At 70.9% G+C, this 10,814-nt stretch carries 9 protein-coding genes and 1 pseudogene; 4 read left to right on the top strand and 6 right to left on the bottom strand.

Annotated elements, in window-relative coordinates:
• From D7V97_RS32665 to D7V97_RS32650, 4 genes and pseudogenes are all read right to left on the bottom strand, one after another.
• Positions 1–672 (bottom strand): annotated as a pseudogene (locus D7V97_RS32665) (transporter); the annotation flags it as partial.
• The gene (locus tag D7V97_RS32660; RefSeq protein WP_120614535.1) at positions 669–1,895 is read right to left on the bottom strand and encodes a sodium:proton exchanger; all 1,227 of its coding nucleotides are present in this window, start codon (positions 1,893–1,895) and stop codon (positions 669–671) included. The gene D7V97_RS32660 and the pseudogene D7V97_RS32665, both read right to left, overlap by 4 nt.
• A gap of 33 nt (positions 1,896–1,928) precedes the next feature.
• Entirely contained in the window at positions 1,929–2,267 is a 339-nt protein-coding gene (locus tag D7V97_RS32655) for a hypothetical protein (protein ID WP_120614534.1), read from the bottom strand.
• Positions 2,268–2,306: 39 nt separating this feature from the next.
• Positions 2,307–2,765 (bottom strand): general stress protein, encoded by a 459-nt coding sequence (locus D7V97_RS32650; protein ID WP_233583372.1) that lies wholly within the window; start codon positions 2,763–2,765, stop codon positions 2,307–2,309.
• 348 nt (positions 2,766–3,113) lie between these two features.
• On the opposite strand from D7V97_RS32650, the gene D7V97_RS32645 reads away from it, so the two are divergent.
• Positions 3,114–3,830 carry a TVP38/TMEM64 family protein gene (locus tag D7V97_RS32645; protein WP_233583371.1) on the top strand — a complete coding sequence of 239 codons (717 nt, stop codon included), beginning with the start codon at positions 3,114–3,116 and terminating at the stop codon, positions 3,828–3,830.
• A gap of 15 nt (positions 3,831–3,845) precedes the next feature.
• Here D7V97_RS32645 and D7V97_RS32640 read toward each other — a convergent pair whose 3' ends face one another.
• Positions 3,846–4,859 carry a LysR family transcriptional regulator gene (locus D7V97_RS32640; RefSeq protein WP_233583370.1) on the bottom strand — a complete coding sequence of 338 codons (1,014 nt, stop codon included), beginning with the start codon at positions 4,857–4,859 and terminating at the stop codon, positions 3,846–3,848.
• 99 nt (positions 4,860–4,958) lie between these two features.
• Here D7V97_RS32640 and D7V97_RS32635 point away from each other — a divergent pair, with 99 nt between their 5' ends.
• The 3 genes from D7V97_RS32635 (at position 4,959) to thiD (ending at position 7,679) form a co-directional block, all read left to right on the top strand.
• A complete protein-coding gene (locus tag D7V97_RS32635; RefSeq protein WP_120614532.1) occupies positions 4,959–5,609 on the top strand; it encodes an NADPH-dependent F420 reductase in 651 nt (216 codons plus the stop codon).
• 154 nt (positions 5,610–5,763) lie between these two features.
• A complete protein-coding gene (locus tag D7V97_RS32630; protein WP_120614531.1) occupies positions 5,764–6,810 on the top strand; it encodes a hypothetical protein in 1,047 nt (348 codons plus the stop codon).
• 62 nt (positions 6,811–6,872) lie between these two features.
• Positions 6,873–7,679 (top strand): bifunctional hydroxymethylpyrimidine kinase/phosphomethylpyrimidine kinase, encoded by an 807-nt coding sequence (gene thiD / locus D7V97_RS32625; RefSeq protein ID WP_120614530.1) that lies wholly within the window; start codon positions 6,873–6,875, stop codon positions 7,677–7,679.
• 346 nt (positions 7,680–8,025) lie between these two features.
• Here the strand turns inward: thiD and D7V97_RS32620 are convergent.
• Positions 8,026–10,814: DEAD/DEAH box helicase (locus tag D7V97_RS32620; protein WP_147445065.1), on the bottom strand; the 2,789-nt coding region annotated here is incomplete at its 5' end.

The following is a 10,814-nucleotide window of genomic DNA, read 5'->3' as shown; positions in this document are numbered from 1 at the left end:
CATCAGCGCCGCCACGTCCAGCCCGTCACCGAACGTGGCCCGCGTGACGCCCGCCGCCAGCCCGAAGGCCACCATCACGAACAGGTCCCCGATGATGACGAGCGCCATCAGGAACTCCGTGAAGGTCCCCTTGGCGGCCGTCTCCTGCACGATGGCGATGGTCACCGTGGGAGAGAACGACACCATCACCGTGGACAGGAGCGCGCTCACCGCCAGCGCCTGCGGCACCGTCATGGGCGCGAGGAACGGCAGGAAGGGCTTGAGCGCGAACGTCGCCCCGAAGCACACCGCGAACGTCGCCCCGCAGACCGCCGCGCAGAGCAGCGCCACGCGTGCGCCCACGCGGCGGATCAGCCCCAGGTGCAGCTCCGTGCCGGCCACCAGCGCGATGAGGCTCACCGCCAGCCCCTTCACCAATTCCAGCCCCTTCACGCCCGCGCCCGGGATGAAGCCCAGCGCGTATGGCCCCACCGCCACGCCCACCAGCAGGTAGCCCGTGAGGCGCGGCAGGCCCAGGCCCTTGGCCACCTTGCCCGCGAACAGACCGCACAACAGCAGCGCGCCCGCCGCGAGCAACACCGGCGTGCCCGCGTCCGCGCGCATCACCTGCGCCTGGGTGATGGCCGCGAGCAGCGCCACCAGGAGCAGCAGTCGGAAGACGGAGCCCTTCATGCCGCCACCCCCGCGTCATCCGCTGGCGCCGCGGGCTTGCGGGGCTGCTCCGCGGCCAGCACGTGCCGGAACGCGCCGTGCGCGAGCATCTCGTTGACGACCGCTCCCACCGCCACCACGTCCAGCACGCGCTGCGACAGCGAGCCCGGCACCAGCAGCACGTACTCGGCGACGATGCACAGCGCGAGCCCGCCCTGCGCGATCAGCGCGTAGCCGAACTGCGGGGGCAGGTCGAGCACGCCCTGCGTGAGCCGCTGCGCGAAGCGGCCTCCCAGCACCTTGCCCAGGAAGCGCAGCCCCACGAACGCGGGCAGGAGCGCCCAGGCCGACAGGTCGCGCGCGTGCAGGTGACAGCCCACCATGAACACCAGCACCAGGTACGTGGGCCGCTCCACCCGCGACAGGGCGCGCGCCACCCGCTCCGTGGTGCGTCCGCCGATCAGCGCCAGCGTCGCGCCGCATGCCACCCCCGCCAGCAGCGACGACAGCCGCAGGTACGCCGCCGCGCCGCCCACCAGCGCCACCATGCCCAGCGTCACCGTGGTCTGCTCCGCGGGGTCCTTCAGCGCATGCGTGAGGAACGCGAGCAGCGCGCCGCACGCCACGCCCAGCAGCAGCGCCAGCCCCAGCAGGCCCAGCCCCTCCGCCGCGTTGCCGGTGGCGCCCAGCACCAGGCCCAGCGCCAGCACGCCCAGGCCCACCGCGTCGTCCATCATCGTGAGCAGCGCCACGCCCAGGCCGCGCGAGCGCTCCAGCCGGCCGTTGCGGTAGCCCAGCACCGCGAAGTGTCCCGACGACAGGCTCGCCGCCGCGCCCAAGAGGGCCGCCGCGCCCACCGCGACGAGGGGCCTCAAGCCCATGGACAGCACGAGCGGCACCGCCAGGGGCAGCGCCACGAACAGGAACGCCGTGCCCGCGTGCGCGAGCGCCGCCGCGTAGACGGGCCTGGGCAACAGGCGCAACAGGCGGGGCTCCAGGTTGAGCCCCAGGAGCACGCCCCCCGTCCCCAGCCCCAGCGCGATCAGCGGCCGGAGCGAGTCGAGGTTGCGCACCGTGAGCACGCCCAGGACGGACGGCCCCAGCAGCGCGCCGAAGATGAGGAACAGCAGGCCGCTGGCCGCCAGCTGCGCCAGCGCCGGGAAGCGACCCGGATCCAGCAGCGAGCGGCTTGAGCCGAGCAGCGACAACGCCGCGACGATGAGGAAGACGAGCAGCGCTTGCACGTCGTGGTGCTTACACCCGGCCGCCCCCGCGCGTCACCCTCGCCGATGCGTGGGCGCCGCCATCACGGGCAGGGCCACCAGGCGACCCATGGGCGGATCATCGGCGTCCATCTCCAACTGCACGCGCTGGATGAGCCGCTCCATCTCCTCCGGTGGGAGGCCGGGCAGCACGCTCACGAGCACGATCTTGTCTTCGTCCGCGCCCAACGCGAGGCTGCGCAGACCGGCGAACACAGGGACCTCCGCGGACAAGGCCGCGGCGGCGCTGCGCGCCCGGATGACCAGCGGCTCCGGGATGCCGAACTCCCGGAGCCGGCGGATCGCCCGCTCGGTCGTTTCCACCTGCTCTAGGAACGTAAGGACCAGATACACGCGACCGTCATACCGGAAGACCGCGCGTCCTGTCCCCCGTTACTCGTTGCCGCTGGGCGTGGTCGGCTCCGGCGTGGCGACCGGAGCCGCTGGGGCCGCAGCCCCTTCCTGAGGCGCCGCGCCACCTGCGGCGGCCTGGGCGTCCATCGCGGCACGGGCCGCGCGCTTGCCCTCCTCGATCAGCTTCTTGACCTTCTGCCCGCCCTTGCGGCCGATCTCCTCATAGAAGTTCGGTCCGCGGGTGGCCTTGACGCGGTCGCCACCCTTCTTGCCGATCTCCTCGTAGAACTTGGCGCCGCGCTCAGCCTTCACGGTCTCGCCGCCCTTGCGGCCGATCTCCTCGTAGAAGCTGCGACCGCGCTCGGCCTTCACCGTCGCGCCGCCCTTGCGACCGATGGTCTCGTAGAACTCGCGACCCCGCTCGTTCCGGACCGTCTCGCCGCCCTTACGCCCCGCCTCGGCCACCGTCATGCTGCCCTTGTTGTCCTTGTCCGACATGTCCGTATCTCCTCTCGTGACTACCAACCCCGTCCGCGCCTCGGTGTCCCTTGCCTGAAACCTTGGGACGGAAGCGCCCCGATGCAAGCAAGCTCCGTACACCGCCAGCCGTTCTCTCCTGACATTGCATGCATAATCCCCAAGGATTTCGCGCGCTTGTCAGGCCTGCTAGGCGTCCGGACTGGACGGGTGATTGCCCGGCAGGACGCTCTCACTGTTCACAACAATTCACGTGTCGTTGCCGATTCCCCGCCCGGATCCCACCTTGTGCGCAACGCCTGACACATCGGTCCGGCGTGGGCCGGGGAGGCTTCGGTGGCGAGTGGCAGGAGTGCGGTAACGACCTGGTTGCGGATCATCGCCCCCATGGTCGTGTCCATTGGCGGCCTCGTGATGCTCCGGCTCCTGGGGCCGGACTTCATCGATCAGCGCACCATCCGTGAGGTGCTGCTGCCCCTGGGCGACTACGCGCCGCTGGCGTACGTCGCGTTCCTCGCGATCAGGCCCCTGACCTTGTTGCCCGGTCAGGTCCTCACCGCGGTGGGCGGGATGATGTTCGGCACGCTTGCAGCGACCCTCTATTCACTAACGGGCAGCTTCCTGTCCGCCACGCTGCTCTACTTCGTCGCTCGGAAGCTTGGTACCCGACCGATGCAGCGGCTCGCGGGGCGCAAGTACCCGGCGCTGGCGAAGGCGGCCCGGCGGCACGACTTCAAGTTCACGCTCCTGGCGTGCATCAACCCGCTGTGCCCCACCGACATCATGCTGGTGGCGGGCGCGGCGAGCGGCGCGCGCTTCTGGCCGTCCGTGGCGGGCGTGGTGCTGGGCACCATCCCGGGCACCTTCCTCACCGCGCAGTTCGGCAGCGGGCTCGCGCAGGGGCGCACCGTGATGACCGCCGTGTCGGCGGCCGGCATGCTCATCTCCCTGGTGCTCGGCGTCATCTTCGGACGCCAGTTCTACAAGGAGGTCAACGAGGCGGCGCCCGAGGAGCCCCCCGTCACGGAGCCGGACGTCCACCGCGCCTCCACCACGGGTGCCAAGGTCCCGCTCACGACCCTCTGAGGCTCGGGACGACGCTCAGGGGCCCCTTCCCTTCGGGGCCGTCTTCCGGCGCGGCCTGCGCGGAGCCGCTTCCCGCGCGGCCCGCTCGGGACGAGGCTCCTCCGGCGCGGGTGCGCTGACGGTGGGGGGCGGCTCCGGAGTCGGGCGCAGCTCCTCCACCAGGAGCTGCAACAGCGCGCGGACACGCGGCACGGACTGGCGCCCGGGGAGGCACAGCGCGTGGACCTGGGGCCCTTCCGCCGCGTGATCCGCGAGCACCTCCACCAGGGTGCCCTCCCGCATCCGCGCATCGCTCATGAAGTCCAGCACCTGGCAGAGCCCGGCCCCCGCGGCGGCCAGGTCCAGCAGCGCCGGGCCGTGATCCACGTCGATGGCGGCCCGCGTGCGCACCACCGTCTCCGCGCCGCCCGGCGTGTTCCGGAAGCGCCACTCGCGGGTGATGCCGCGGGGATCCACGAACTTCAGGCACGCGTGGTGCTCCAGGTCGCCAGGCTTCTCCGGAGTCCCGTGCCGCGCCAGGTAGGTCGGCGCCGCGAGCGTCATCCAGCGCGTGCTCAAGAGCCGCCGCGCCACGAGGCTGGAGTCCTCCAGGCCGCCCAGCCGGATCGCCACATCCACCTGCTCCTCCACCAGCCGGCTCAGCCGGTCGCTCATGCGCACGTGCAATGTGAGCTGCGGGTAGCGGGCCTGGAGCCTCGCCAGTCGCGGCAGCAGCACCGGTCCCAGGATGAACGGCAGCGACACCGTCAGTGGTCCCCGGGGCGCCCGGTGGGCCTGGGCCACGGTCTCCCGCGCTGCGCGCATCTGGGCCACGGCCTCGCGGGCGCGCTCCAGGAACGCCGCGCCCTCGGAGGTGAGGGCCACCTGACGCGAGGTGCGCTCCAGGAGCCTCGCGCCCAATTCCTCCTCCAGCTTCCGCACCGCCTTGCTTACCGCGGCCACGGTGACGCCCAGCCGCTCCGCCGCCTTTCGGAAGCTCTGCTCCTCCGCGACGTGGAGGAACGGCAACACCCCGGTGAACAGGTCCATGGGCTGGAGTGTCAACCTGGAGTTGACGATGGTTCAACCGGGATGCGCTCACCCGCGTCCCGGTTGACGATTAAGGTTCAGCCCACGGAGGAAGTCGACATGCGAATCGCGATTCTCGGCACGGGCATGGTGGGTGAGACGCTGGGCAGCAAGCTGGTGGCGCTGGGCCACGAGGTGCGGATGGGCTCGCGCACCGCGGACAACCCGAAGGCGGCCGCGTGGGTGAAGAAGGCCGGAGGCAAGGCGTCGCAGGGCACGTTCGCGGACGCCGCCGCGTTCTCGGAGCTGCTCTTCAACTGCACCCTGGGCACCGCGTCGTTGGACGTGCTGAAGGCCGCGGGCGAGGACGCCCTGCGCGGCAAGGTGCTGGTGGACGTGTCCAACCCGCTCGACTTCACGAAGGGCATGCCGCCGGTGCTCTCCACCCCGCACACGGACTCGCTGGGCGAACAGCTCCAGCGCGCCTTCCCGGACCTCAAGGTGGTCAAGACGCTCAACACGATGAACTGCGAGGTGATGGTGGATCCCTCGCGCGTGCCCGGCGACCACGACGTCTTCGTGTCCGGCAACGACGCGGACGCCAAGGCCCGCGTGAAGCAACTCCTGTCGGAGGGCTTCGGCTGGAAGCACATCATCGACCTGGGCGACATCACCACCGCCCGGGGCACCGAGGCGTTCCTCCCGCTCTGGCTGCGCCTGTGGGGCTCCCTGCGCACCGGCGACTTCAACATCCACGTCGTGAAGCGCTGACGGACTCAGGTGAAGACAAACACCGGGCGTGGATGACCAGCCGCGTCAGGGACCTGGGGTGGAATCCGGAGCCCTGACGCGGTGCCACGCAACTTCCGGGGTGCGGACCGGATAACCTACCTGAGCCCACTTCCCCCGGTGGCTGGAGGTTCCCATGAGCACCATCAACCGCACCCGTGGTCCCGCCGTGCCGCCCGAGTCCCGGAAGCCCGCCTCCGAGCCGTCCGCCCGGAAGCCCGCGCCCCACACGCCCGCGTTCCAGCAGTCGTCGTTCGAGCGCCCCGTGTCGAAGCCGGGCGCGGCGCTCCAGCCCGCGCCCTCGGGGGCCAACAGCCTGCTGGGCGGCATCATCGACGCGGCGGTGGGTGGCCTCAAGGACATCCCGCGCTTCATCGAGCAGGGCGTGAATGTCTTCAACGCCACCACGGTGCGGGAGATCACCAGCCTCTTTGGCGGCGCGAAGCCGGACCGCGCGCAGGACGGCATGTTCGTGGGCGCCGGTGGCAAGACGCTCCCCGCCACCACGCCGCTGAAGGACATCCCGGGCGTCACGCCCGCGAACAACGCGAACCCGGACAAGACCATCCTCTACGTCAACGGCATCATGACGCCGACGGCGGGCCAGCTGGGTGAGATGCAGGCGCTGGCGAACTCCTCCGGCGCGAAGGTCGTGGGCATCCACAACGCGACCGAAGGGCTGGTGAAGGACCTGGCCCAGTGCGTGACGGACAAGCTGGACAAGGGCAAGAACCCCGCGGTGGACACGCTGGCGGACACGCTCTACTCGGAGCTCAAGGCCGGCCGCGACGTGCACCTGGTGGGCTACAGCCAGGGTGGCCTGATCACCGCGCGCGCGCTCAACGACGTGGCGAAGCGGCTGCGCATCGAGGACGGGCTGTCCCCCGCGCAGGTCGAGGCGAAGATGGGCCACCTGTCCGTGGAGACCTTCGGCGCCGCGTCCACCACGTATCCGGACGGGCCCAAGTACGTGCACTACGTCAACAACGCGGACCCCGTGCCCACGCTCACCGGCCTGGGCGGCTCCGTGGATCCGCTGGCCTTCCTCAAGGACGCGGGCAAGGGCGCGGTGGTGCACCGCTTCACCGACGGCAACTTCAACCCCATCAGCAACCACATGCTCGACACGCTGTACCTCAAGCACCGCGTGGGCTTCGAGCAGGCGCGCCAGAACCAGTTCTGAGGTGTTGAGGCGCGCGCTTCTCCAGGGCCTGGAAGCACCGGGCCCCGGTAGGATGCCGCGCCATGACGCCCTTCCCTGTCCGCACCGCCCTCACCATCGCCGGCTCCGACAGCGGCGGTGGCGCGGGGATCCAGGCGGATCTCCGCACCTTCTCCTTCCACCGCGTCCACGGCACCAGCGCGCTCACCGCCATCACCGCGCAGAACACGCGCGGCGTCACCCGGGTGGACGTGCTGCCTCCGGAGGCCGTCACCGCGCAGGTGGACGCCGTCGCTTCGGACATGCGCGTGGATGCGGTCAAGGTGGGCATGCTGGCCCGCCGGGACATCATCGAGGCCGTCGCGGAGCGGCTGGGCGCCCTGTCGCTGGGCCCCGTCGTGCTGGATCCCGTGATGGTGTCGCGCGCGGGCTCGCGGCTCATCGACGACGCGGCGGTGGAGGCGCTGCGTGCGCTGCTGCCCCGGGCCGCGATCCTCACACCCAACCGCCATGAAGCGCGGCTGCTCGCGGGGATGGACCTCGAGACGCTGGAGGACATGCGCGAGGCGGCGCGGCGCATCCACCGCATGGGACCGAAGGCCGTGCTGGTGAAGGGCGGCGGCATGCAGGGCGCGCTGCGCGGCACCGACGTGTGGTTCGACGGGGTGAGCCTGGAGACGCTGGCCATCGAACCCGTGGAGACGCCGAACACGCACGGGACGGGCTGCACGCTGTCGGCGGCCATCGCCGCGCGGCTCGCGCTGGGGGCCTCGCCGCTGGAGGCCGTGCGGCGGGGCAAGGAGTACGTCACGGCGGCGCTGCGCTACCCGCTCGCCGTGGGCCACGGGAACGGCCCCATCGGGCACTTCTTCCCACTGATTCCCGAGTGAAACATTGATACATTTATCAGCGGCCAATTGGATGCAATTAATTGCATTCGAGTGGTCGGCGTGATGATGTATTTAATTGATTTGATGTCTATGTTTGATAAGAATCGGCCTGGGTGTTGTGCCAGACTCACTGAAAACGCGAGCATGTAAGCATTGCTGCTCCCGAAAACGCGGGCACCTACCACCACCTGATCAATCTTGCATGTAGGCACGATGGATCAGGACGCTGGACTGTTCGGCTGTTCAGCCCAAAGCCGCACGCGAGACTGCCTCAATGTTTGTTCAGTGTGCGCACAGGTGTGTGGAGGCCTCCCGGAAAAACCCAGGAAAGGACCTGCACACCCGCTCAGTGCTTGGTGGCGTCCGGATTCAGGCCGTCGATGTCCGGCAGCCGCTGCGCGAGCAGGCCGAGCAGCTCCTGGGTCGACAGGCGCCCGGCCGCATCCTTGCCTTCGAGCACCCCCGTCACCAGGGCGCGCTTGTGCTCATGGAGCGCCAGCATCTGCTCTTCGATGGTCCCACGCGCGACCAGCCGGTACACCGTGACGGGCCGCTGCTGGCCGATGCGGTGGGCCCGGTCGGACGCCTGGTCCTCCACGGCCGGGTTCCACCACGGGTCCAGGTGGATGACGCTGGTGGCGGCCGTCAGGTTGAGGCCGAAGCCTCCGGCCTTGAGGGAGATCAGGAACAGGGGGGCATCCCCTTCCTGGAAGGCGCGCACGCGCTCGGCCCGGGCGCCGGCCGGCGTCTGCCCGTCCAGGTACTCGTAGGTGATGCCCTGCGCGTCCAGCACCTCGCGCACCAGCGCCAGGTGGGACGTGAACTGGCTGAACACGAGCGCGCGGTGGCCCTCCTCGCGCAGCTCCTGGATGAGCTCCATGAAGCGCTCCAGTTTGGAGGACTCCAGCTTGGACGACGCGTCGTACAGCCGGGGATGCGACGCGAGCAGCCGCAGCCGCGTCAGCGCCGCCAGGACCTCGATGCGCTTCTCCTGCTCCTTCAGCTTCGGCTTGTGCGTCTCCAGGTCCGACAGGGCCGCCAGCCGCGCGTCCTCGTAGAGCGTCCACTCGGGCGCGGACAGGACGACGGGCACGTGCACGTCGGTGCGCGGCGGCAGCTGCGTCTCCACCTGCGCCTTGGTGCGACGCAGGAGGAACGGCTGGAGCACCCGGGCCAGCGCGGGCGCGGCCGTGGGGTCCACCTGGCGCTCGATGGGCGCGGCGAAGCGTGCGCGGAAGGCCTCCAGGCTGCCCAGCAGCCCGGGGAAGACGACGGCGAAGAGCGCCCACAGCTCGCCCAGGTGGTTCTCCAGGGGCGTGCCGGACAGCGCGAACTTGAAGTCCCCCTGGAGCGCCCGGGCCGCGCGGAAGCGGTGCGTGGCCGCGTTCTTCAGCGTCTGCGCCTCGTCGAAGACGATGGTGGCGAAGCGCTGGGCGGACAGCCGTTCGATGTCGCGCGTGAGCAGGCCGTAGCTGATGACGAGCACGTCGCGGGGCCCCAGGCGCTCCAGCGTGCCGCCCCGGTCCTCCGCTTCGGAGAACAGCGTCACCTTGAGCGACGGCGCGAAGCGCTTCGCCTCATCCCGCCAGTTGAAGGCCACCGACGTGGGCGCCAGCACCAGCGCGGGGCCCTGCTTCGCGCGATCCAGCAGCACCGCCAGCGCCTGCACCGTCTTGCCCAGGCCCATGTCGTCCGCGAGCACGGCGCCCGCGTTCCATGACGCCAGCCGCGTGAGCCAGCGGAAGCCCTCGAGCTGGTAGTCGCGCAGCTCCGTCTTCAGCGCCGTCGGGACGCGGGGCTTCAGCTCCTTCGCCGCGAAGATGCGCTCCACCAGCGTCTTCCAGGACGCGTCCGCTTCGATGTCCGCGCCCGCGCTGCCCAGGCCCGCCAGCGCCTCCGCCGCGGACGGGCCCACCTCCAGCCCGTGCCGCGAGGCGTAGGTGTGATCCGACAGCCGCTCCAGGTGCTGCCGCAGCGCCGCTTCGATCTCCACCCAGGTGTTCGCGTCCACCTGGACGAAGCGCTCCTTGCGCCGGGCGGCATCCAGCAGCCGCGCCAGCGACACGCGCTCGCCCTCCACCGCCAGCCCGCCCAGCACGCCGAACCAGTCGCGCTTGCGCTGCAGGACGACCTTCAAGTCTCCCACGCCGCGCTTCTCCACCAGCCGCATGGAGACGCCCACCCACTCCAGCTCCGGCCGGGGCTCGAAGTCCGCGCACGCGGCCAGCACCGCGAGCCCCCCCTGCGCGCTGTGGAAGAGGAAGCAGAACGGCTGCTCCTGCGGCTCCGCTGACAAGAGCGGCAGCCGGGCCTGGAGCGCCGTCGCCGCCGCCAGCTCGCGCGCGAAGTCGCGCACCGCGTGGAAGGACCTCGTGTCACGCCGCACGTGCACGTCACGCGGGCCCTCGCCGGGCAGGAACGCGGGGCCGTCCGGCAGCGGGCGCAGGCGCAGCTCCAGCCGCACCGCGCCCCCGGGCTGCGCCTCCAGCCGGAGCACCGGGAGCTGTTGCGGCGCGACGGACTCGCCCATCACGCTGCGGGGCATGGCCACCGGCAGGCGCATGGAGAACCTGGAGAGCTGATCCAACAGCGCGCCGTGACTCTCCGGTGGGAACCCGTTGCCGTGTTTCAGCAGCACCGTGGTGAGCGCGCGCACCTCCGGGCTCACGTCCAGCACGGTGAGCACGCGCGGGCCCTCGTCCCAGAGGAACACCGCTTCCTCCGGCTTCGACTTGCGCACGCGCTCCAGCATCGACGCGGGCAGCGCGGCGCCGTCCACGCCCGCGTTCACCAGCACGGTGCCGCCCCGGTCCTCGGCGACCAGCCCCACCTTCGCGCGCTCGATGCGCACGAGCAGGTCCGGCGTGAGGCCCTCCAGGTAGATGCGCGGATGGTCGATGAGCTCGAACAGCAGCGCGCGCGACGCCGGGGCGTCATGGTCCGCGAGCAGCGCGCCGATGCGCGCATCCGACGCGCTGAGCTGCGAGCCGTACTCCTGGAACAGCTTGCGCCGGCCGACCTTCGCTCCCGTCGTGCGCTGGCCCTTCTTCGTGCGCCGGTGCACGTAGGGTGCGACCTCCACGCCGTAGCCCTCGATGACGTCCAGGCGCCAGGAGATCTCCACCCCGCCCGACC

Source organism: Corallococcus sp. CA053C, assembly GCF_003611675.1.
GTDB lineage: Bacteria > Myxococcota > Myxococcia > Myxococcales > Myxococcaceae > Corallococcus.
The sequence above is the reverse complement of the archived record's forward strand: the minus strand, read 5'-3'. Positions and strand labels throughout refer to the sequence as shown.